This is a genomic window from Paenibacillus sp. NPDC056933, assembly GCF_042674385.1.
Lineage (GTDB): Bacteria > Bacillota > Bacilli > Paenibacillales > Paenibacillaceae > Paenibacillus.
In genome coordinates this window covers 1,723,162-1,745,391 of record NZ_JBHUQN010000001.1, presented here as the reverse complement: position 1 = coordinate 1,745,391, position 22,230 = coordinate 1,723,162, and the positions used below count along the sequence as shown (strand labels likewise).

The 22,230-nt window shown below is 47.8% G+C and carries 21 protein-coding genes; 6 read left to right on the top strand and 15 right to left on the bottom strand.

What is annotated here, in order from left to right; translation table 11 throughout:
* Positions 1-259: 259 nt before the first annotated feature.
* The 5 genes from ACFTRD_RS07945 (at position 260) to ACFTRD_RS07925 (ending at position 5,956) form a co-directional block, all read left to right on the top strand.
* Positions 260-2,005 carry an ABC transporter ATP-binding protein gene (locus tag ACFTRD_RS07945; RefSeq protein ID WP_379378597.1) on the top strand — a complete coding sequence of 582 codons (1,746 nt, stop codon included), beginning with the start codon at positions 260-262 and terminating at the stop codon, positions 2,003-2,005.
* A 12-nt stretch (positions 2,006-2,017) separates the two neighbouring features.
* The gene (locus tag ACFTRD_RS07940) at positions 2,018-4,108 is read left to right on the top strand and encodes an ABC transporter ATP-binding protein (RefSeq protein WP_379378595.1); all 2,091 of its coding nucleotides are present in this window, start codon (positions 2,018-2,020) and stop codon (positions 4,106-4,108) included.
* A gap of 174 nt (positions 4,109-4,282) precedes the next feature.
* Positions 4,283-4,969 carry a TetR/AcrR family transcriptional regulator gene (locus ACFTRD_RS07935; protein ID WP_379378593.1) on the top strand — a complete coding sequence of 229 codons (687 nt, stop codon included), beginning with the start codon at positions 4,283-4,285 and terminating at the stop codon, positions 4,967-4,969.
* A 5-nt stretch (positions 4,970-4,974) separates the two neighbouring features.
* A complete protein-coding gene (locus tag ACFTRD_RS07930; RefSeq protein WP_379378591.1) occupies positions 4,975-5,757 on the top strand; it encodes a DUF4097 family beta strand repeat-containing protein in 783 nt (260 codons plus the stop codon).
* A 25-nt stretch (positions 5,758-5,782) separates the two neighbouring features.
* Positions 5,783-5,956: a hypothetical protein gene (locus ACFTRD_RS07925; protein WP_379378589.1), complete on the top strand. Its 174-nt coding sequence runs from the start codon at positions 5,783-5,785 to the stop codon at positions 5,954-5,956.
* 46 nt (positions 5,957-6,002) lie between these two features.
* Here the strand turns inward: ACFTRD_RS07925 and ACFTRD_RS07920 are convergent, their stop codons facing one another.
* The 7 genes from ACFTRD_RS07920 to ACFTRD_RS07890 form a co-directional block, all read right to left on the bottom strand.
* On the bottom strand, positions 6,003-6,650 hold the full coding sequence (locus tag ACFTRD_RS07920) for a YdcF family protein (protein ID WP_379381228.1): 648 nt from the start codon (positions 6,648-6,650) through the stop codon (positions 6,003-6,005).
* Positions 6,650-7,201 carry a hypothetical protein gene (locus tag ACFTRD_RS07915; protein ID WP_379378587.1) on the bottom strand — a complete coding sequence of 184 codons (552 nt, stop codon included), beginning with the start codon at positions 7,199-7,201 and terminating at the stop codon, positions 6,650-6,652. The genes ACFTRD_RS07920 and ACFTRD_RS07915 overlap by 1 nt, the downstream gene beginning before the upstream one ends.
* 103 nt (positions 7,202-7,304) lie before the next feature.
* Positions 7,305-8,015, bottom strand: a complete 711-nt coding sequence (locus ACFTRD_RS07910; RefSeq protein ID WP_379378585.1) for a hypothetical protein — start codon at positions 8,013-8,015, stop codon at positions 7,305-7,307.
* Entirely contained in the window at positions 8,012-9,076 is a 1,065-nt protein-coding gene (locus tag ACFTRD_RS07905) for an ATP-binding cassette domain-containing protein (protein ID WP_379378583.1), read from the bottom strand. Before ACFTRD_RS07905 ends, ACFTRD_RS07910 begins: the two co-directional genes overlap by 4 nt.
* A gap of 4 nt (positions 9,077-9,080) precedes the next feature.
* Entirely contained in the window at positions 9,081-10,811 is a 1,731-nt protein-coding gene (argS, locus tag ACFTRD_RS07900) for an arginine--tRNA ligase (protein WP_379378581.1), read from the bottom strand.
* Positions 10,812-11,446: 635 nt separating this feature from the next.
* The gene (locus ACFTRD_RS07895; protein WP_192266416.1) at positions 11,447-11,782 is read right to left on the bottom strand and encodes a four-helix bundle copper-binding protein; all 336 of its coding nucleotides are present in this window, start codon (positions 11,780-11,782) and stop codon (positions 11,447-11,449) included.
* Between the two features lie 68 nt (positions 11,783-11,850).
* On the bottom strand, positions 11,851-12,990 hold the full coding sequence (locus tag ACFTRD_RS07890; RefSeq protein WP_379381226.1) for a CobW family GTP-binding protein: 1,140 nt from the start codon (positions 12,988-12,990) through the stop codon (positions 11,851-11,853).
* A gap of 169 nt (positions 12,991-13,159) precedes the next feature.
* On the opposite strand from ACFTRD_RS07890, the gene ACFTRD_RS07885 reads away from it, so the two are divergent.
* Entirely contained in the window at positions 13,160-13,678 is a 519-nt protein-coding gene (locus tag ACFTRD_RS07885; protein WP_379378578.1) for a MogA/MoaB family molybdenum cofactor biosynthesis protein, read from the top strand.
* A gap of 41 nt (positions 13,679-13,719) precedes the next feature.
* On the opposite strand, the gene ACFTRD_RS07880 is transcribed toward ACFTRD_RS07885, so the two are convergent.
* The 8 genes from ACFTRD_RS07880 to miaB form a co-directional block, all read right to left on the bottom strand.
* Positions 13,720-14,274, bottom strand: coding sequence for a hypothetical protein (locus ACFTRD_RS07880; RefSeq protein ID WP_379378576.1), 555 nt, complete (start codon positions 14,272-14,274; stop codon positions 13,720-13,722).
* Between the two features lie 74 nt (positions 14,275-14,348).
* On the bottom strand, positions 14,349-15,368 hold the full coding sequence (locus ACFTRD_RS07875) for an acrylyl-CoA reductase family protein (RefSeq protein ID WP_379378574.1): 1,020 nt from the start codon (positions 15,366-15,368) through the stop codon (positions 14,349-14,351).
* 480 nt (positions 15,369-15,848) lie between these two features.
* Positions 15,849-17,303 carry a nicotinate phosphoribosyltransferase gene (locus ACFTRD_RS07870; RefSeq protein ID WP_192266406.1) on the bottom strand — a complete coding sequence of 485 codons (1,455 nt, stop codon included), beginning with the start codon at positions 17,301-17,303 and terminating at the stop codon, positions 15,849-15,851.
* Positions 17,304-17,497: 194 nt separating this feature from the next.
* Positions 17,498-18,067 (bottom strand): cysteine hydrolase family protein, encoded by a 570-nt coding sequence (locus ACFTRD_RS07865; RefSeq protein ID WP_379378571.1) that lies wholly within the window; start codon positions 18,065-18,067, stop codon positions 17,498-17,500.
* A 63-nt stretch (positions 18,068-18,130) separates the two neighbouring features.
* Positions 18,131-18,934: an NUDIX hydrolase gene (locus ACFTRD_RS07860; protein ID WP_192266401.1), complete on the bottom strand. Its 804-nt coding sequence runs from the start codon at positions 18,932-18,934 to the stop codon at positions 18,131-18,133.
* Between the two features lie 58 nt (positions 18,935-18,992).
* A complete protein-coding gene (locus tag ACFTRD_RS07855; protein WP_379378568.1) occupies positions 18,993-19,418 on the bottom strand; it encodes a PaaI family thioesterase in 426 nt (141 codons plus the stop codon).
* A 413-nt stretch (positions 19,419-19,831) separates the two neighbouring features.
* Positions 19,832-20,296, bottom strand: a complete 465-nt coding sequence (locus ACFTRD_RS07850; protein ID WP_379378566.1) for a YlbF/YmcA family competence regulator — start codon at positions 20,294-20,296, stop codon at positions 19,832-19,834.
* A 253-nt stretch (positions 20,297-20,549) separates the two neighbouring features.
* Entirely contained in the window at positions 20,550-22,106 is a 1,557-nt protein-coding gene (miaB, locus tag ACFTRD_RS07845; RefSeq protein WP_379378564.1) for a tRNA (N6-isopentenyl adenosine(37)-C2)-methylthiotransferase MiaB, read from the bottom strand.
* Positions 22,107-22,230 lie beyond the last annotated feature (124 nt).

Sequence of the window (22,230 nt, the reverse complement as noted above, 5' to 3'; positions counted from 1 at the left end):
ACAACTAAATACCGGAGCACCCATGAAATCGTTATTCCGTTCATAAGTCCGCATCACAGAAGCCTCTAAATAGGTTTGCTGTTTTGCTTCTCACAATCGAACTTTATCTGCGGTGGTGGCTCTGCTCTCGGAGCCATGCTGCCGTATGAATGATACCCAAGACATACCGCCTGCGTGCGGTATGTCTTTTTTTGTGGGTTCAAACGGCTGCACATGAATGGAACATGCATTTCACGAACTTGAAAGGAAGGGATACCACTTGTTCTCTGTACTTAAAAACCTGGCCTGGTTTTTCCGGCTGGAACGCAAACGATACCTTATCGGTGTCACCCTGCTTATTCTGGTAGGCATCATCGAACTGCTGCCACCTCGTCTTCTTGGCAATGCCATTGACGAGATTGTACGCGGTTCCATTACCGGCGCTTCACTCACACGTTACATTTTACTTATCCTTGGATCGGTCATCATTATTTATCTGACCACGTACATATGGATGCACAAACTGTTTGGCGGTGCCAATCTGGTTGAACGCTTGCTGCGGTCGCGCTTTATGGACCATTTACTGCGAATGACCCCGCCTTTTTTTGAGAAGAACAGAACGGGCGATCTGATGGCACGTGCCACGAATGATCTTCGTTCCATTGCTACCACAGCAGGCTTCGGCATGCTGACGTTAACCGACTCCACCGCTTTTCTGGCAACTGTATTATTCGCCATGGGATTCCTGGTTAGCTGGAAATTGACCCTGGCTGCAATCCTCCCACTGCCTTTTATCGCCATCGCCATGATGATCTATGGTAAAGCTGTGCATCAACGATATACACTAGCCCAGGATGCATTCGGAGACATGAATGACCAGGTGCTTGAATCTATTGCCGGTATTCGAGTCGTGCGTGCCTACGTTCAGGAACGTATGGACCAAAAACGGTTCGCCGATGTCACAGAAGATGTATACCGCAAAAATCTGGCCGTAGCCAAGATGGATGCACTATTCGAACCCACGATCCGGTTATGTGTAGGACTCAGTTATGTCATTGCACTTGCCTATGGTATTTATCTTGTGTTCCATAATGAAATTACCCTGGGGGATCTCGTATCGTTCAATATGTACCTGGGGATGATGATCTGGCCGATGTTTGCCATCGGTGAACTGATAAACCTGATGCAGCGTGGTAGTGCCTCACTTGATCGTGTTAATGAGACTTTATCTGTAGAACCAGCTGTAAAAGATATTGAGCAGCCTGCTCACATTACCAACCCGGAAGAGATCGCGATGCAGGATGTCACCTTCCGTTATCCTAGTTCTACCGTCGACAATCTCAGTCATGTCAGCTTCTCGCTTCGTCGCGGGCAGACACTGGGTATCGTGGGACGTACAGGTAGCGGTAAGTCCACCCTGCTTAAGCAATTGCTGCATGAATACCCTGCGGGAACAGGCAAGTTAAGCATCTCCGGTCATCCGATTCAGGATATTGCCAAAGATGACTTGCATAGCTGGATTGGATATGTTCCACAGGAACAGGTGCTGTTCTCCAAATCGGTCCGTCAGAACATTCAATTCGGCAAGCCGGGTGCGGATGATAGCGTGATTATGGAAGCGATTCGTACCGCAGCCTTTGATGGAGATCTGGTCACATTGTCCGATGGTCTGGACACCCTCGTTGGTGAAAAAGGAATTGCGCTGTCCGGAGGACAGAAACAGCGGGTATCGCTGGCGCGTGCCTTTATCGCCGATCCGGACATTTTGATTCTGGATGATGCTCTATCTGCCGTTGATGCACGAACTGAAGCCAAAATTATTGAAAATATACGCAACAAACGCTCTGGCAAAACAACGCTGATCTCGACTCACCGCCTGTCCGCTATTGAACACGCTGACCGAATCATCGTACTGGAGCACGGGAAAATAACGGAAGAAGGAACCCATCAGGAACTGCTTGCTATGAACGGCTGGTACCGTGAACAGTATGAACGGCAGCAGGTGGAGTCCAATTTGTCCACGTAGGAGGTTAACGCTTTGAAGTCTAATACAGGCAAACGGCTGCTTCAATATGCCCTAAAAGCCAAAGGCACGTTTATTGCCGCTTTAATTATGCTTACGATTGGAGTTGCGGCTGAACTGGCCGGACCTTTCATCGCCAAGTCCATGATCGACAATCATTTGCTCGCCATTGAGCAGCCTTTCTATGAGACCACAGCTTCAAGCGAAGCGGCGGTCTACAATGGAAAGAACTATAAACGTGAAGGCCGGTTTGAAGCGGATGAAACGAAAGGTACCGAGGTTCGCGTACTGCAAGCCGGAAAAAGTTTTTATTTTGTGAATGAACCCGTTAGTGCCCCCGATGGGGATCGAACCTATACAGACGGAACACTGACGGTTACACGCGCAGGCGAAGTAACGGGTCAATATGCGGCGGTGCCTTTATCCGCAGGTGAACTCTTTGCCTTTTACAAACCGGAAATGCCAAGCATCTATCAATTGATTGTATATTACATGATCTTTCTAGTCATCTCGGTCATTATGGAATTTGGTAAAACGTACTGGCTTCAATCTTCTGCCAACAAAGTCATTCAACGACTGCGTAACGATGTGTATGCACACATCCAGCGATTGCCGGTACACTTTTTTGACAACCTGCCCGCAGGTAAAGTGGTCTCCCGGGTCACCAACGATACTGAAGCCGTCAAGGATCTGTTCGTTGCGGTTCTGTCCAACTTTTTCTCAGGAATCATTACGATTACGGGAGTATATGTTGCGCTCTTCCTGCTGGATTTCCGCCTCGGATTGATTTCGCTCTTCGTTGTACCGATGCTCGTTCTCTGGATTGTGCTTTATCGCAAAATCGCTACTCGTTACAATACCATTATTCGTTCACGCCTGAGCGAAATTAATGCGATTATTAACGAATCCATTCAAGGGATGTCCATTATCAGGGTATTCCGTCATCAGAAACAGACCAAGCAGGAATTCGAGGATCTGAATGATGATTATATGAAACACCAAAACAAAATGCTCAACCTGAACGCTTTCACCTCACACAACCTGGTTAACGTATTACGGAATATGGCTTTTGCAGTTGTTCTGTGGTACTTCGGCTCCAGTGTGCTGGACGGTACGAGTATTATCTCGCTGGGTGTGTTATATGCATTCGTTGACGTTCTTGGGCGTTTGTTCCAGCCTATTACGGGTATGGTGAACCAACTCGCGAACCTGGATTCATCCCTGGTATCCGCTGGCCGTGTATTTGAACTGATGGATGAACCAGGTGAACCGGTAACCGATGGGTCGATGCCGAGATACAAGGGGAATGTCGTGTTTGACGATGTATCCTTTGCTTATAAAAAAGATTATGTGCTGAACAACATCTCGTTCAAAGCATCACAAGGTCAAACGGTCGCCCTCGTGGGCCATACCGGTTCCGGCAAAAGCTCCATCATCAACCTGCTCTTCCGGTTCTATGATCCACAGAAAGGCAAGATTACGATCGACGGTCAGAACGTCAAGGATCTGCCTAAACAGTGGATTCGCGAACATATGGGCATCGTATTGCAAGATCCGTACCTGTTCACGGGTACCGTAGCCTCCAATGTCAGTCTCGGAGATGAGAAGATTACTCGTGCACAGATTGAACAGTCGCTGCGCGACGTGGGTGCAGAGCGGATTCTCGCCCATCTTCCGCAGGGATTCGACGAGCCGGTTATCGAAAAAGGAAGCACGTTATCTGCCGGACAACGGCAGTTGATCTCCTTTGCCCGTGCGCTGGCATTCGATCCGGCCATCCTGATTCTCGATGAAGCTACGGCGAACATTGATACCGAAACGGAAGCACTCATTCAAAATGCGCTCGAAGTTCTCAAAAAAGGACGCACTACCTTCATCATCGCCCACCGTTTGTCCACCATTCGTTCAGCAGACCAGATTCTGGTTTTGCATCGCGGACGCATTGTTGAACAAGGTGCGCATGATGAATTAATGCAACTTCAGGGTCGCTATTATCAGATGTATCAGTTGCAGCAAGGTGCTCAAGCAGCTACGGATACGAGTGGAAACAACCCACTGGGCGAAGCTATTCGAACCACTTCCTCCTTTGCTGGAGGCGGTGTGTAAGTAGAACGGGAATAAATGCAAATTTAAATTTAAACAACCAACCGATATGCCCGTGGACCTTTTGGTCTGCGGTGTAGATCGGTATTTTTTTGCCCGTTTCCTCTTATTGACAATAGACTCATCTGCCTGTATTATACATACCAACGGTCGGTATCTAAATATGAGGAGAGTATTATGGCTAGAAACAAACACCCGGAACAAACGGTACAGCAGATTCTGAACGTTGCTACCCAGTTATTCACAGACAAAGGATTTGAAAAGACGAGTATTCAGGACATCATTATTGCCCTAGGCATGTCCAAGGGAGCTGTGTATCATCACTTTAGATCCAAAGAGGAAATATTGGACGCGGTTATGGAACAACAATTCAACTATTCGGCTCAGATGATGGATCAATTAGTTACAAACACAACAGCCACGTCAGCACGAGAGAAGTTAATTCAGATTCTGGAGCATGTCGTCTCTGATCAGCAGGCTCATTCCCTGGATCGCGTACTTCGGACCCAGATCAAAAATCCGGTATTTATTGTACGCGGTATTCAACAGGCCGTGCGAATAGATGCTCCGGTGATTACAACGATTTTGCGAGAAGGCATTGCAGATGGGTCTATCCATACTGAAGATCCCGAAGCTTGTGCAGAAGTATTCATGATGCTGGTCAACATATGGATTAATCCCACACTGTTCAGCCGCAATCCCAGCGAAACGAAGCAGCGTCTTTATTTTTTACAGCGGTTGATGAACATGCTCGGCGCCGATATTGTGAGCGAACCGCTCATTGAACGTATTCTTGAACAACATGCTGCGATGGGCGCTTATCCTAAGATGGATGATCATGACGATGACAGAAACGAGGGATAGCTGTTTTGAAACCTAATGGACATATGATTTGCAAAGAATGGTTATCTGAAGACTCCATTCATGCTCTTTCTATGGAATGGATGCAAGGCGAAGTACATATTAGCCAGGGTACAGAAGCGGTTATCCATGTTACTCAACGGGGCTTCGCTCGTTTCCCAAGAACTCGATGTTTTGAAGCTAAGGTTAGTAAAGGTTTATTACATCTCATCGATGGACGAAAACAAGCTTTTCCCCTGGGTATAAACTTCCATCGCACATCGCTCCACATTGTACTGCCGCCTACGATATTGCAAAGACTGTCGATCAACGGGGTGGGTTCCCGCTTTGTTGTGGATAACGTTTCTTCCGAACACTGGGATTGTCACTGTACATCCGGCAATCTCACCTTATCTGGCTATGGCCAGAATATCCGTTTACAAGCTGTTGGCAGTCGGGTTACAGCAACAGACCTTTGTGCAAACCATATCCAACTAAAAGCCACTTCTTCACCTATCCAGTTATCCGGTCAGTTCTCCCATATTCAATCCAGAGTGACAGGTGGCCAACTTAGCATAAACTCCTCAACGATGCTTCAATCTCTGGATAGTCGCTCGACAGGGTGTAGCGTTGAAGTGCGCATCCCACCAGAAAATGATGGATTCAAGTTAGACTTCAAGCAGGCTGGGGGCCGACTCAGGAGTGATCTCCCACTTCAATCCAATCATAATCAACATACGTATCGTAACGGTACTTATCCATTTCAAGCAGAGGTCAGAGGCGGGAAGCTCACCATAGGTAGCTCTTCTTAACATTCCACATCGAGGAGGTCAACATATGAGCATCGGCTGGATCGTTGGCAGCAGCTTGGCTACCGGGGTATTACTTGCGGGGATCATCAGTTTGTTCATCGGTATGTGTAAAAACAATCATCGGCGCTGGCCTTGGTGGTTCATCGGTTTTGGGGTGGCTGCATTGGTTAGTGCAGCGATTAATTATCCCGGAACATAGTAACGCAGGGTTAACATGCTCAAAAAAAGACAATCGCGCAGTCCAGTCACTTGTCGTGCTGCTGCGGATTGTCTATCCATCCTTTGACCATATATCCCATATATAATATCGTTTCTCTTGCCAGAAAAGGAAATTGGCTGCGCCAGGTCTTGTATGCCGTCGTTCGTGTGGGGGACGGAACAGCATCCATACCGAGTCCGTTAGCTAGTTTCATCGCCCGTTTCATATGTAACGGATCACTTACAATCGTGTAGGTATGAAACCCAGACTGTCCTCCGACGCTAATTGAATTCACCAGATTCTCCTCTGTAATTCTGGATTCCAACTCCAATTGGATATCTGCCGGATCAACGCCATGTGCGACTGCGTAATCTCGTCCAACTTCAGCTTCGGCACGCTCTCCTGCACTGCCTATACCACCAGTAAAGATCAGATGGCTTACCGTTCCCTGCCGATATAATATAATGCCATGCTCAATACGTTCACGAAATACGGGTGAAGGGTTATCCCCTTCTACGGCTGCACCGAGTATAATGGCTGCATCACTCTGTCTCGGGGATTCTTCGTCACTGTAAGCCCAGATGAGCAACGCCGTAGTTATAGTCCATATGAGCCCAATCAACACGAGCGATGCAATGGAGATTACCAACCAGTGTCTTCTTTTTATTTTACGTATTCGGGACTTGCTTTCCATCACAAGGATTCATCCTCTTCCAGTGCCCGGGCGTGCATACTCTCTGCATGCATACGTTCGAGTGTCTGTAACGCTGCCGCGGATTCGGCATCCAACCCCAGCTCCGCAATCCAGGCACCTGTGTACTGCTGGAGACTAATCTCCAGTTCCTGTGCACGGTCTTTGAAATCTTCCAGTTCCTTGATCATTCGTGATCGCCCTTCAGGACTGAATGTCTCATGAATTCGTTCCTTGAAATAGTGATGTACAATACCGTTACGCTGCTTCCATAATTCATTCAACTGACGAGTCTCTTCTTCGGAAAAGGTAAAATGATGACGCACCTCATGAATGAGTTGCCCAAGTGAACTGCTCATCTTCCGTTCGTATAGATCTTCCAGATCTTCTTCGGACACAGCCTTACCCTGAGACATTTTCATTAATAAAATCAGATTGACCAGTTGCTGTTCAAGCGCCTGTCCATAATATACAGCCAAGCCGTAATAGGCAAACAATTCCCTGGAGTGTTCGCTGTCCAGCATGTCACCATGCTGCATGTCTGTATTTTGCATAAGCGAGCGCCCCCTTTATCTCCGTACCATACTTTCGGATTCCAACGTCCCTCTATGGTACCGAAACGCAGACCAACATTCAAGTTATGGACAATAATGACCTCTAGCTCCGTAAGTCCCTTCTTCCAGATAACCATATATGAATGATGAGTAGAACTGTGGCATAGAGTACAGCCCACACCGTTGTCGAAACAACAGCCCCCATCTTCGATGCTTCAAATAACATCATCTCACGAACCAGATAAAATGCTGGAGGCAGAATCTTGACAAGCCATTGCACGGATTCGGGCAAACGTTCGCTTAATGAACCTTGTACTAACGATAATAACAATACAACAATGAACAGGGGCATACTGCGACTCAGCATGGAAATGTATGATTTTTGAAAGAAAACACTGAGCCCCAGACCCAGCAGCGACAACGCCAGGTGTCCGGCCCAAGCCATGCTCCACTCCCCAGCACTCGGCAGCCTTCCAAACATGCCCGTAACAATCGGGTATAACACGGTAATTGCAGTCAGACCGAATTGCATGATTAACGCACAGATCAAGTGTGCAAAGGCAACCTTGCGTTTGCTTCCTGCATGGATAACGAGCAATTGATACTGCCCCGCAGGTTCCGTATTCATTACCGTTAAACCTAGCCAAGCCGCGCCAAAAAAGAGCAGCATGGCCGTAACGCTGTAACTGTCCGCAACCGGATTAGGTTTGTAGGAATAGATGAGCAGCATCGTAATAATATAAAAGATAACCGGCGCAACATATTTCTGTGAACGTATGTAATGTTTTAACAAATAACGAGTCAAGTGGATCATTGGAGGTCGCCTCCTTCAGGAGACAGGCAGGAATCTTGGTCGGTTCTGTCCCTATGAGCTGATTCACCGGGATGCCTTCCCTCCATCAATCCTTCCATATTTAATCGGCTTTCTTCCGGATGCACGGAAAGGATGGAACCGCCCACAGCCAGAATCTTTCCAATGACCCGATCTGCCGAACTGCGTGACACCCTCCAATCCCATACTTCGCGTCGTCCATAATCCTGATGAACTACGCTGCGATGGCATGCAATGACTCCTTGGTGTTCAACAAGTAGCGCATCAATAACGGACTGTTCCCGTCCTTCTATCACACTTTGGATGCTCACAGCTGGCTCTCCGGCTTGCTGCAAATCTTCCTTATTCCAGCGACGAAGCACTGTCCCCTTGTGTAATACGATGACCTGATCCGCGAGAAGTTCAATCAGCAATGGCTCATGGCAAGCTGTAACGATCTGGCTTCCTTCCTTTTTCCACTGTCTGAGCAAAGCTACGATTGCTTTCTGCGCCGGAACGTCCAGACCGGACAATGGTTCATCAAGCAGCAATAACCCACCGGGTCCAGGCAATAAAGCCTGAATCAAATTTACTTTCTGCAATGTACCCTTGGATAACTGTGGCAGTTTCTGATCAATCGCCTTACCCAGGAACAACAGCTCGCTCAGTTCACTAATCCGTTGACCCGATATTTCAGGACGCATACCACGAATGCGTCCCATCTGACACAGGTACTCTCTTGATGTGAAGGGCAAGCGTGACAGTCCATCCAATGCATACTTAATCCGACCATGCCTGGGCTTGCGCAGGGAGCCTGAGTCAGGCAGTAACATGCCCGCCAGCACACGCAACAATGTGCTTTTGCCTGAACCATTTCTGCCCACCAGGACGATGCACTCTCCCTGTGCAATCTCCATATCAATATCATTCAGTACCTGCACATCCCCAAGTCGTTTGCTCACCCCTTGAAGCGATATGATTCGTCCGTTTGAGTCTGCTGCTGCTTTTCCTGCTTTATCGAAGAATCGACTTACTCTTGCTCTTGACCTTGCCCTCCATCCCATGGAATCACATCCGCTCAGGAGCCTGGACCCCTAGTAAATATAGGCTGTAGGCCAGACGCTCCGCTGTACGCTCTGTTAACGCCACCCGGAAGGGTTTCACGTCAGCTGGCGCGTCCGAAATCCGTTCTGCATGATAGAAGCGGTTGAATGCTTGGGCAACATCGATCGCATATTTGGCAATCACCGAAGGCTCGTTGCGAAGAATTGCTTTTTCCAGATGCTGCGGATAGTCCGCCAGCAGTTTCAGCAATGCCCATGAAGTGTCACCGACGATGACTGGCTTATTCTCTGTGTTGGCTCTACCATTTGTGTTGTTAGCCTGTTCCAGATGGTTTTCATTTTCCACATGTTCCACCTCTGCTGCCTTTGCGAGCACACTGTTAAGCCGGGCATGTGTATATTGCACATAAGGTCCTGTCTCCCCTTCAAAGCTCACCGCATCTTCGAGCGAGAAATCGACATCGTTCAACCGGTTATTGCGCAGATCACCGAATACAATCGCACCTACACCAACCGCTTCTGCAACCTCTTGCGGATTTGGCAGGTTCGGATTTTTCTCCTGAATAATCTGTAACGCCCGAGCAACCGCCTCATCCAGTACCTCCTGCAAGAAGACGACTTTACCCCGACGGGTGGACATCTTCCGTCCCTCAAAACGCATCAAGCCAAACGGGATATGTTCACAAATCTCAGACCACGCGTACCCCATCCGGGATAATACCGCAAATACCTGACGGAAATGGAGCTTCTGCTCACCCCCGACCACGTACAGCATTTTATCCGCCTTCATCACATCATGACGATACACCGCTGTTGCCAAATCCCGCGTCGGGTAGATGGTTGTTCCATCCTTTTTGATAATCAGGCAAGGCGGCATATTCTCCTCCTCCAAACGTACCACCAATGCCCCTTCACTCTCTTCGAGCAATCCTTTGGATTTCAGTTCTTCAACGACCGCACCCATCTTGTCATTATAAAAGCTCTCACCCAACGTATGGTCAAACTGTACATTCAGACGCTCATACATCCGGTCGAATTCTTTCATACTCACTTCTACAAAAAAGGCCCATAACCGCTGCGCCTCTTCATCCCCTTGCTCCAGCTTGCGGAACCAATCTCGTGCCTCCATCTCCAGAGATGGATCATTCTCAGCCTCATCGTGAAATCGCACATACAGTTCCAATGATGTCCGAATCGGCTCAGCTTGTAGCGCTTCATCATTGCCCCAACGCTTGTAGGCTGCAATCTGTTTGCCGAACTGTGTTCCCCAATCGCCCAGATGATTCACGCTGACCGAAGTATAGCCTGCCTCGTTATATAACCGATATAACGCTGCCCCAATCACGGTGGAGCGCAGATGACCGATTCCGAATGGCTTGGCAATATTAGGCGACGACATGTCGATCACGACACGTGAACCTGCACCCAGTTGCAGCTTCCCAAATTCTTTATGCTCCAGCTCTTGCAGCATCTTTGGTGCCAGATCTTCCCGGTTGAAACGTATATTCACATAAGGCCCTGCTGGTGAAGCGTTCAGCCCTTTTGCCTGCAATCCAGAAGCGATATCAGCCGCTATGGCCGCAGGTGCTTTCTTTAATGACTTGGCCAGAATAAAACAGGGAAACGCCGAGTCCCCCATTTCAGCCTGTGGCGGGACCTCCAATAAATTCAATACCTCTTCTTGCTCCAGCCCAGTTAGGGGAGCTATATGTGCTGCTGCCTGCTTCATCAACATCTTAAACACTCCTCGTCATTATCGTATTTAGCTATGCTATAAAAAAAACAAAAAAGCCCTCGTCTCTATATCAGAGACGAGAGCTGATCTTCACAGTTCCCGCGGTACCACTCTAAGTGAACAAGTTACGATTGTACATTCCATGTACAGTCCAGCCTGTTCCGCTCGGTGCGAGTAACGGCCGCATGCCGGATTGCCCTACAGTCCATGCTCTCTGCACCTTTTCACAGATGTACGCATGCCTTCGGACAACCATCTCACGGGTGCGCTTCACTCAGATCATGTCATACCGGCTTCCACCTGCCCCGGCTCGCTGTCATACATGGATTCTGGCTACTCTCCCGATCACGGATATTCATCGTTTCAATTCATTGCCATCATTATACAGATCACGCTCAGCTTTGGCAACCTGTTACATGCATTTGCCAATGGAACACCTGCTAACGATAGAGGTTCTCATCACCTGATGGCGAAGAACATTGCTATGCCGTATCCATAAAAAAATCCCCTCCAGCAGACAACGTTGGAGTACATCTTATCGGATGTCTTCTTTCGTTGTCTCCTGTGAGGGGACCAGCCTATCAGCATCATGCACATTACCCAGGCTTTTTATTTTCAATCCAATGGAGTTATATTTACGCTACTGCGGCCATCATACGGCAAGCCTCTGCACATTTGCGGCAAGCTTCTGCGCAAGCCTGGCAGTGATCATGTTGATGTTTGCCACACTCAGCAGCACAAGCTTCACATGCTTTCACACACAGTTCGCAAATTTCGGCGATGAAATCACTTCCACGCGTCATGGCTTGAGCAGCAAAACTACAGATTTCGGCACATTCCCGATCCAAACGAATGCAATCACGCAACATCGCCAGATCATATTCCTTCAGACTCGATATGTAACATACGTTGCAAGCATTCATACACTCCAGGCAAGCATCGATACATTGTTGATATTGTTGTTGTGTCATTTAAAGTTACCTCCCAGACTAAGTTTGCTATGCTTCTTAATACCCTGTCTGGAGGAACCTTGAATCATTTAAGCCTCATTTATCGCTTCTAATTCCAGCAATTGGTCGCGAATGACCGACTGATCGAAATGCTCACCTATAAACACAGCTACGTTAGGCACATCCCCCTGAGGCGTGATCTTCATATAATCCGATTCCCGGTAAGCATATTGGAACCAGAACCGACTGGACGTGTCGCTAAAGGATAAAATCCCTTTTGCCCGGTACACGTCTCTTGGTAATTCAGATATTAAACGTTCAAATGCCTCACTGTTCACCGGCTGGGTGAAATAGTGCGTGTACACCATAACATGTTCATGTGAAGCATGGGGATCGGCATGATTATGATTATGGTCGTGATCATGAGGGTGACCATCGATATTCCCCTGAGAATGTTGATGCGCTCCGGAATCATGCTCCATATGCTCATCATGTTCATGAACATGGCTGCATCCATGCTCAGTACAGGCTTCGGCATGCACGTGATGTTGCTTCTCCGCGTGTTTACTTGTTTCTTCAACAGATTGATAGGCATGGGCATTGTCTCCGCTATGAAGCAGCACGTCCATGTCGACTTCACACTTCACCGTAGGCATTACGGGAGCGAAACCATTCCAGCGTGCCAACAGGTCCCTCAGATCTGCCAACTGCTGCTCATTCACCCGGTCCGTTTTGTTCAGGAGAAGTACAGACGCACAGCGAATCTGTTCCTGCATCAGCTTGAAGGTCTGTCCCTTCTGCTCCTGGTACAGCCCTGACAGATGTGCGGCATCCACCACGGTAATCAGGCTTTTCAGTTCAAGTCGCATATAAAGTGATGTTTCCGTTACTGCATCCAGAATCTCCATCGGGTTTGCTGCTCCCGTTGCTTCGATGATAATGACATCAGGCGATTCCTCCTGTACGAGATCAGCTAGCTGCAGCCCCAAGTCACCTCGCACGGTACAGCAGATGCACCCTCCTAACATTTCTGTCATTGGCACGGAAGCATCCACAATCTGACCATCCAAATTAACTTCACCCAATTCATTCATGACCACTGCGGGCCGGAGACCTTGTTGTTGCCAATGTTCAATCAGTTGAACAAGCAGTGTCGTTTTGCCGCTCCCCAGAAAGCCTGACAAAATATATACAGGGATGGATGATTCATTTACTTTTAATTCACTCATCATGGTTCACCTCTCTGTTTGTCCAATAAAACGAGTCTATATCTATCCTAGCGAGTGTACACTATCCTGCATTCGTTGCGCAATCCTGACCTTCTCTCCTCTACAGTCATTGCCTCATTCTACTGAATGATCTATGCTATGAGGACATGTTGATTGGAGGAGGAATGTTATGACCAATTCAGTGGAGCAACATCGTCAGGAAGCCCCTGACACGGTATCCTGCATGGTTGTAACCGTATCGGATACCCGCACCAAGGACACCGATACAAGTGGACAACTCATGCACAAGTTGCTGACAGAATCAGGATATCAGATTGTCGAATATATCATTACACCGGATGAGACCGAAACCATTCGAAGCATCCTGCAGGATGCAGCGGTTCGTGACGATATCGAAGCCGTGCTGCTCAGCGGAGGGACCGGAATCGCACCCCGTGATACGACATATGAAGCAGTATCCTCTCTGCTCGACAAGGAGCTGCCGGGCTTTGGGGAAATCTTCCGCTTCCTCAGTTATACCGAGGATATCGGTTCTGCTGCCATTCTTAGCCGGGCGGTAGCCGGAACAATCGGGCGTACAGCCGTATTCTCCATGCCAGGCTCCAAGGGTGCTGTCAAATTGGCCATGGAAAAGCTCATTTTGCCAGAGCTGAGGCATGTTATGCGTGAAATATATAAACCCGTCTGAAAGATCAGACGGGTTTTTCGGCTTTATTTTAGGCGAGACCGTTACTTCAATTGCTTAAGTACATGCTGGAATACTTGCATGACGTCCTCTTCATAGTCATCCTTCTCTCCACCTGAAGCCGTATAAACCAGTGATACGTATGCTTTACTGCGAATCGTTGTTTTGCCAAGTCCATTTTCCATCACAGCCTGATCGCCATCATTACCATACATTTCGTTCATCCGGGCTACTCGTGTGCGATCATCGCTGAAAATGTGGACTTTGACAATATGTCTGCCACTTCCATTCAACAAGTACATATAAGAGATTCCGCCCTCACCATCATCAGCAGACATATTGTTCATCAACTTGATGCCTTTTGCAGCAAAATCGCCATCCAACTCCTGAATCAGTGGACCGTTTAACCCGTGGCCCTGGCTCTTTGCCCGAACCATGCCTTCATCCGTCGCTTGTCGCGTATATATTTTCCGCTCCTGATCAACAGATGATGCTGAACAAGCCACTAGGGATAATACACACAACGCCATGATCATACTGACCATCACAGACTTCATACGTCCAAATCTAAGATGCAATCCTTTTCCGTCAACACGCATACTCTTCCTTCCTTTCTCGCCACATGCACTGTGACGCTCTCAGGTAGAGTTAGCATGTCTAGGAGAAAAGAATCTTATTCGGCAGGCCCTTCAGACATCGTGTTGACGACTGTACGACCTACGGCACCTCCCTTGAGGATCGTTTCCAGTGTCTGAGGTAGTTGCGCCCATGAAATTTCCTGAATTCCGAGCTGCAATGCCCGATCCGGCTTCCATTCCCCCCCAAGCAACTGCCATATCCGTTCCCGCCGTTCCATCCGACAATAGACAGAATCAATCCCAATCAATTGAATCCCCCGCAAAATAAACGGAAATACGGTGGACTCGAACGCAGCTCCTCCGGTTAAGCCTGATACGGCGACAGCACCTCCGTATTGGATCTGTTTCAGACGTTCGCCCAGTGCCGGACCTGCTGCTGGATCAATAACACCTGCCCAGAGCTGTTTGCCCATCGGCCCCTTGGCAGGCGCATCCGCTTCTTCGCGTGAAATGACATCTGAGGCGCCCAAATCTCGAAGCAGCTGCTCCTGTTGATCCTTTTTGCCTGTACTTGCCGTTACTTCAAAACCCAGCTTCGCCAGAATAGCTACCGCCATACTGCCTACCCCTCCGGTTGCTCCTGTAACCAAAATGCTGCCCATTTCCGGAGTCACGCCAGCCCGAAGCAAAGCATCTACCGAGAGGGCAGCCGTGAATCCTGCGGTTCCGATCGCCATCGCTTCCTTCTCACTAAGTCCATGTGGCAGAGGGACAAGCCATTCGCTGCGCAGACGAGCATATTGGCTATACCCGCCAAAATGAGATACGCCTGGCTCGAAGCCTGTGCTGATCACTCGATCCCCCGGTGCAAATCGCCCACTCACGGATTCCTCTACAATTCCTGCAAGGTCGATCCCTGGTACGATGGGATACTCCCGTACTACACCGCCCTTTTCTAGGGTGGCGAGTCCGTCTTTATAATTCACACTTGAATAATGAACCTGTACGGTTACGTCACCGTTAGGCAAATCCTCTTTCTTTAGCTGCTCCATGGCGGCCTTCACGCCACCCTGTTCTTCTTTACGCACGACATAGGCAGGAAACGTATTTTCCATCCGATATCCTCTCCTTATTATAAGTTACATGTTATTTAAATTTATCCGATGAGTGTTCGTTTATCATCTTAACATTTCATAAGTAATGCATTTGGCATCCAGTCAGGCTCATTCTCTCCGGCTAGTCATTAAATAAATGAGTGGACCTGCCAGAGGATCAACCCTGCATGCTTGTATCTCCTCTTACTTTCATCCCCGGGCAATGTGCAATTGAAACAGTATCCGTAATGGATCATGTCGAAAAAGAAACTCGGAAAGATGCGGGATTTGGCGTCTCCTGCGCTTTCCCGAGAAATAATTGGTTTCATACCTCTCTGATCCACAGCTGTTAAAGATTCAGTATACCGCGTTGCTCAGGCGATCTGTCCATGATGTTTCACACACTGTCGGTTGTCCTGGACAACATATGACAGCAAAGAGGAAAGAACAAAAAGGCATAACACGAGATGTTTGCTTCCCGGTTATGCCCCTTTTATTTCATTAATCTTCGGCAGATTGCACATGTTCAGCAATGAGCTTCTGCTTCATATTCCACGCCGCAGGGCTGATATTTACACGGTAAATCTCAGGGTTGAGTTTACGCAGGTATTCCGGCCAAAACAGATCCATTTGCTCAAGATGATAACTGCGAATCTCATCCAGGGTAGGCAGTTCATACACTTTACGCCCGTTCACAAAGATCGGTTCAAGCATGTTCACTGCTTCGTAGCGGGTTACCGTCTTCTTCAGATATGGGTGTAGCGGGTTGAACAGCTTGAGCGGCCCGCCCTGTAGCGGCTGCTCTTCTCCTGGATAACAGATGTAATCTGCAATCGCCTTGCCATGTTTCGGATCAATAATCCGGAAGACTTCTTTTTTACCTGGTGTGGACACTTTTTCGGGATTGGCCGAAATTTTGATCGTAGGCAGCATGACACCGTCCACTTCGCGCTCCACCAACTTGTACACGCCACCCAAAGAGGGTTGGTCGGAAGCGGTAATTAGCTGTGTACCCACTCCCCATATATCGATGCGAGCACCTTGCGCCTTAAGGTTGAAAATCGTATTTTCATCGAGGTCGTTGGAAGCTACGATCTTGACGTAGTCCAGTCCGGCATCGTCCAGCATCTGCCGGGCTTGAATGGATAGATATGCAAGGTCCCCGCTATCCAATCGAATGGCGTTCATCTTTTTGCCTTGGCTTTCCAGCTTCTTGGCCGTTTTGATAGCATGGGGGACACCACTGTTCAATGTATCAAACGTATCCACCAATAGTGTCACTTGATCGGGCAGCACTTTGGCATAGACGTCAAACGCCTCTTGCTCACTCATAAAGCTCTGCACCCAAGAATGGGCATGTGTCCCTGCTGTCGGAATCCCAAATCGCTCTCCAGCCAGCATATTGGACGTTGCATGGAATCCTGCCACATACGAGGCACGTGCGCCCCAAATGGCCGCATCCGCTTCCTGCGCCCGTCTTGTTCCGAATTCGAGTAAAGTGTCCTGACTCGCCACCTGTTTGATTCGCGATGCTTTCGTGGCAATTAACGTCTGATAATTCATGAAGTTAAGTATCGCCGTCTCCACCAGTTGCGTCTCCATAATGGAGCCTTCTACCCGAATAAGCGGTTCGTCAGGAAAAACAACTGCCCCTTCCTTCATGGAGTGAATTGTCCCCTGAAATGAAAACTGGAGCAACTCTTCGAGAAAGACCGGATCGTAATTTTCCTCTTGTTTGGATAAATATTTGATGTCCTCCATCGTGAAACGAAGCTGGCTGATGTAATTCACAATCCGCTCCAAACCGGCAAATACGGCATATCCGTTGCCAAAAGGAAGCTTGCGGAAATAAGCTTCAAATACTGCTTTCCGCTTATGAGTTCCATTCACCCAGTGGGCGTACATCATATTGATTTGATATTTATCTGTATGTAAAGCCAGGCTAGTCGTCTGCATTTGTCTCATCCTCTCTGACTTCCGCTTGTGCCGCAGATCAAGCCTGCAGACACGGGTCAACATGTGGAGACTCATCGCTCATGATTCATTATTCTGGTAAACATACCATTGCATAAGTCTCCGGTTTATTCCTATTCACCATATTCCCCAGCAAACATAACACTCCATTGAGCAGGATGTGATCACTGGTTCGTTTACAGGTTCAAGCCTGTGAGAACGGTATCGCTCGCTTTGATTACCTGAGCTCCAAGACTGGAACGAAAGTGACCTAGTGCCCACTCATGGCCTGCTTGATTGAAGCTCGCTACAGCATCTTCATATACCGTAATATGAAAACCTTTATTATAAGCATCCACTGCTGTATGCAGTACGCAAATATCCGTACATACTCCGATCAGTGCAATGTCTGTTATTCCACGTTCACGGAGCCGCAGCTCCAGATCTGTGCCGCAGAATGCGCTGTATCTTGTTTTATCCATCCAGCGAATTTGCGCTTCCCGTTCTTCCATGACCTGAGCCAGACGGCCGTATAGCTGTCTTCCTTCAGAATCCCTGATATTATGTGGCGGAAAAAGGGCAGTTTCCGGGTGATAAGGATCACTCTCTTCATGCAAATCCACAGCCATAATAACTTCATGCTTGTTATTGCAATAAGCTTCCGTTATTGCTGCAATCGTCTCTTCAATCTCCACAGCAGGCTGGCCTACTGGCAACGAACCTGTCACAAAATCACGTGTAAAATCAATTACAATCAGTGCTTTCATCGTCCACACTCCCTTATGAGAATAGGTTGATACTGATTCAATCCGTTATGTTCCGCTTGCGCATTACGTATAGATGGATAGACGAGGGACCAGCTCCGTGAAACGATAAAGCTGAGCCGGACGCTGTGAGTACTGATTGGAGCTTAACAGATTGCCCTCCTCATCCCGAACCTCTTCTACAATGCCTTTGCGGCTGCGGGTCGAAGTGATCTTCCGAATAAAGTTCGGTTCTTCGAAGTCAGGTACTACACTCTGAATCACTTGGTATAACTCGCTTAGTGTAAAATCACGAGGCAGGAATTGTCGTGCAATTGTCGTTTCCAGCATTTGCTGCTGAATACGCTGGTACGCATCTTCTATAATCGTGCGGTGATCAAAGGCAAGCTCGAGCTCTTGCAAGGCTTCCTGAATCGTAAACAATCCAACATCCTCAGCATCATCTGCCGCCTGACGGTGTTCCAACATCCACTCTTCTACAAGTGCAAAAAATGCATGTGAGATAATCCATCCTCTGGGGTCACGCCCAGGTTGACTATATACATTTAAATACTCCAGATGCCCACCGTCGACACCTGTCTCCTCCATCAATTCGCGCTTTGCAGCACCATAGATGGATTCATTTTCCTGACAAAAACCACCTGGCAACGCCCATCTTCCTGCAAAAGGCCACCCTTTGCGTTTGATCAGCATCACCTTCAACTCCCGGATGGGGAGTGTCTTGGTTACCGTCTTGCGCTCCCGCTTGGTCAAGGTGAACATGACGATATCCGCGGGAACACCATCGGGCGTACGATATTTCTTGGAACTATAGGCACGTGCTGCCTGCTCATCGCTTTCAGCATTGAATTGTTCGTAGTTTTCGCTCATGGGCACCACCGACTATTCTCATTTTGATATTTTCATTATGACAGAATAATATCTTTTGTCAACCTTGGGATTCTGTGCTTTGCGTTTTTACTCGCACTATACGGAAGGTAGCTGTTGCCATGCACCCCAGCGTGCCAGATGCATCACGCACCTCGGATTGTGCCGTTACACTACGCCCAGCTTGATGCAAGATCGTTGACGTCACGATTAACTCCCCTTGCTTCATGGGTGCGAGAAAATGTACATTCAGATTGGTCGTCACACAACTGTCTACTTCCATTGCCGCTGTAGCCACCATACCCATCGCCTGATCCATCAGGGAGGTTAGCACACCGCCGTGAATAATCCCCATGGAATTGGTGTGGTGTTCCTCCGCTGTCAGTGCGATCTGTACTTCTTTTCCGTTGCCTTTAATAAAACGACAACCGAGAAAACCCCAAAATCTCCCGTTTCCTTCTGCAACCATTTTGTCCAAGATACTCATTATTGATTTCCCCTTTAGTGCACTTTAAGTATAAAGCCATGATGTATGTTGTTGATGATGATTTTCCCAGCATTGGTTCTTTTCGTAGATGATCTAAAGTGCCTCGTTATTATATTAAGCCTGCTCTTACGGACCAGGTCTTATCCAGTAAAGTTGTGATGAACAGACCACCACACAAAATAACCCCACAATGTGGAGCTTGCCATACGAGCGTATCCTCCTAGTTTGGGGGCAATTTCCTGATTGATGAAGCTACGTATGGTAAATACAAGGTACGAAAAACGCTTATAGGCGTGATTAAAAATCAGTATGCATAGGACCGATGTTTTCTTTACCAGATAGGTAAAACTCCGAAGCTTAACCTTTCGGAGATGAGCAAAAAAGGCGCGGACTGCGTCCGCACCCTTCCGTTTTTACCCGCAGCTGGTCGGAGGTGAATCCGTACCTGCCTCCACGTTCACTTTCTCGGAGACAGTATCCCGAATTACAGAGATCACAAGCTGGAGCAAATAATTGATATCACTTTGACTTTGCTGGAATTCCGTAACCAGTGGAATGCTGTCCAGCTCGTCCTGCAGATCCTCAATTTCCTGTTCAATTTTGCTGACCATCTCTGCATTTTTGAAGCTTTCAAAAGCAACGATCTCTTTTTGCTTTTTCTTGATCGTTGCAATTAATTGCTGGATGCGTTCATGATCACGAATTTTGGATTCCGCCTGTTGGAACTGTTTCACTTCCTCACTCGTTCCAAGCATCTCAGCCAATTCTTTGGCTTTTCCCATAATGTCGTCGCGTATGACCAGATTGCGCGTATCGTAGGTAGGCATTCCATAATGGTTGTATTGCACTTCTTCCTGCGCCACTCGAAATCGCTCCATTCTATGAGATGATATAAGATGAAATACTCGATGTTGCACTAAGCTTAGTTGACTGCTTGAGTGACCGCTGCGGTTACGGATCGTTCTTTCGATCGCTGTTGTCTCCAAATTTTTCTGATTGTAATTGTCTGTGGTTAAAATTAGGAGACAAAGGCGAACGCTTCGCTTCTGCAGAATTGATTCCGTCACCTTCGCTGCGCTAGGCCGTAACCCGCTAAGTGCAAAAAGGCATTCATCTTATTAAGTTTGTGTATTACTGATTGGCGGCTACTGGCTCTGAGAGCAGATTGCCCCGAATATAGAAAGTCATTGGATCGGTGATTTCCACATGTACAAAAGTACCGATCAATTCTTTAGGTCCTTCAAAGTGTACCAGCTTGTTGCTGCGTGTACGTCCTGCCAGAACATTGGAATTCCGTTTGCTTTCGCCTTCGACAAGCACTTCAACGACCTTGCCGCGCTGCTTTTCATTGCTGCTATGACTGTATGCGTTAATCGTCTCGTTTAAGCGTTTCAAACGTTCTTTCTTCACGTCCATCGGCACGTTATCCTCCATCACCGCAGCAGGGGTGCCTTCACGCGGAGAATAGATGAATGTATAGGCAAAGTCGTAGCCGACTTCCTTGACAAGTGACAGCGTATCTTCAAACTGTTCTTCCGTCTCCCCCGGGAAACCAACGATAATATCAGTGGTTAACACGACATCGGGGATTGCCGTTTTAATTTTGTCAGCGAGCTTCAAATAGTGTTCCCGACTGTACTTGCGGCTCATACGTTTTAGCACTTCCGTGCTACCGGACTGCACTGGCAGATGGATATGTTCCACCAGGTTCCCGCCCTTCGCAAGCACCTCAATCAGATGATCATCGAAGTCACGTGGATGACTCGTTGTAAAGCGGACCCGCGGAATATCGATTTTGCGAATTTCATCCATCAGGTCACCGAAGGTGTACTTCAGATCCGTGAAGTCTTTGCCATAGGCATTCACATTCTGACCGAGCAATGTAATTTCCTTAAAACCTTGTCTGGCTAGATCACGAACTTCAGCAATGACGTCCTCTGGACGACGACTGCGCTCTTTTCCCCTGGTGAACGGAACGATGCAATATGTACAGAACTTGTCGCAACCATACATAATGTTCACCCAGCCGCGCATGCCCTCACGTTTTTTCGGCAGGTTCTCAATGATGTCGCCTTCCTTGGACCATACCTCAACAACCATTTCTTTACTGAACAGCGCTTCCTGAATCAGATGTGGCAGCCGATGCACGTTGTGTGTACCAAAAATCATATCCACAAAGCCATGCTTCTGCATAATCCGATTCACGACACCTTCTTCCTGTGACATACAGCCACATACACCCAGTAACAAGCCTGGACGCTCGGTTTTCAAAGTTTTCAGATGACCGAGCTCACCAAACACTTTATCTTCCGCATTTTCCCGAATCGCACACGTGTTTAACAGAATGATATCTGCTTCTTTGCGATCCTCGGTAGCCTGATATCCCATCGATTCAAGCAGTCCTTTGATGGTCTCCGAATCATGCTCGTTCATCTGGCATCCATACGTGTATACGATATAGTGTTTGCCTTTACCCACATTTTTCAGTTCATCAGGTACAGCCGTTTCGTATAGCACCTGGACGTCTTCCTTGCCCCGTTGTTTCTCCTGACGATGATTGGGTTCCGACTTGATATTAATCTCCCGGCCCCGGATTCTTATCTTTTTGCTGAATTCATCTTGCGAAATTACTTTGGCATCGGAGAAATCAAAATATTGGGAGTAATCCTTTTTTGAGTCTTTAGCCATTTCCTTCGGTCACTCCTTACAGCCTCTATTAATAAAATTTCGTTATTTCATCTTGTTTCACGTGATTTGCACGCTTTATACATCAAAAGAGCATTACAGCAAATTATAACATGAATTGGGCTGT

Excerpts from the sequence above, each read along its gene's own strand:
- ACFTRD_RS07935 (WP_379378593.1), top strand. The coding sequence starts at position 4,283 with ATGGCTAGAAACAAACACCCGGAACAAACGGTACAGCAGATTCTGAAC.
- ACFTRD_RS07925 (WP_379378589.1), top strand. The coding sequence starts at position 5,783 with ATGAGCATCGGCTGGATCGTTGGCAGCAGCTTGGCTACCGGGGTATTA.
- ACFTRD_RS07920 (WP_379381228.1), bottom strand. The coding sequence starts at position 6,650 with ATGGAAAGCAAGTCCCGAATACGTAAAATAAAAAGAAGACACTGGTTG.
- ACFTRD_RS07915 (WP_379378587.1), bottom strand. The coding sequence starts at position 7,201 with ATGCAAAATACAGACATGCAGCATGGTGACATGCTGGACAGCGAACAC.
- ACFTRD_RS07910 (WP_379378585.1), bottom strand. The coding sequence starts at position 8,015 with ATGATCCACTTGACTCGTTATTTGTTAAAACATTACATACGTTCACAG.
- ACFTRD_RS07905 (WP_379378583.1), bottom strand. The coding sequence starts at position 9,076 with ATGGGATGGAGGGCAAGGTCAAGAGCAAGAGTAAGTCGATTCTTCGAT.
- argS (WP_379378581.1), bottom strand. The coding sequence starts at position 10,811 with ATGTTGATGAAGCAGGCAGCAGCACATATAGCTCCCCTAACTGGGCTG.
- ACFTRD_RS07895 (WP_192266416.1), bottom strand. The coding sequence starts at position 11,782 with ATGACACAACAACAATATCAACAATGTATCGATGCTTGCCTGGAGTGT.
- ACFTRD_RS07890 (WP_379381226.1), bottom strand. The coding sequence starts at position 12,990 with ATGAGTGAATTAAAAGTAAATGAATCATCCATCCCTGTATATATTTTG.
- ACFTRD_RS07885 (WP_379378578.1), top strand. The coding sequence starts at position 13,160 with ATGACCAATTCAGTGGAGCAACATCGTCAGGAAGCCCCTGACACGGTA.
- ACFTRD_RS07880 (WP_379378576.1), bottom strand. The coding sequence starts at position 14,274 with ATGCGTGTTGACGGAAAAGGATTGCATCTTAGATTTGGACGTATGAAG.
- ACFTRD_RS07875 (WP_379378574.1), bottom strand. The coding sequence starts at position 15,368 with ATGGAAAATACGTTTCCTGCCTATGTCGTGCGTAAAGAAGAACAGGGT.
- ACFTRD_RS07870 (WP_192266406.1), bottom strand. The coding sequence starts at position 17,303 with ATGCAGACGACTAGCCTGGCTTTACATACAGATAAATATCAAATCAAT.
- ACFTRD_RS07865 (WP_379378571.1), bottom strand. The coding sequence starts at position 18,067 with ATGAAAGCACTGATTGTAATTGATTTTACACGTGATTTTGTGACAGGT.
- ACFTRD_RS07860 (WP_192266401.1), bottom strand. The coding sequence starts at position 18,934 with ATGAGCGAAAACTACGAACAATTCAATGCTGAAAGCGATGAGCAGGCA.
- ACFTRD_RS07855 (WP_379378568.1), bottom strand. The coding sequence starts at position 19,418 with ATGAGTATCTTGGACAAAATGGTTGCAGAAGGAAACGGGAGATTTTGG.
- ACFTRD_RS07850 (WP_379378566.1), bottom strand. The coding sequence starts at position 20,296 with ATGGAGCGATTTCGAGTGGCGCAGGAAGAAGTGCAATACAACCATTAT.
- miaB (WP_379378564.1), bottom strand. The coding sequence starts at position 22,106 with ATGGCTAAAGACTCAAAAAAGGATTACTCCCAATATTTTGATTTCTCC.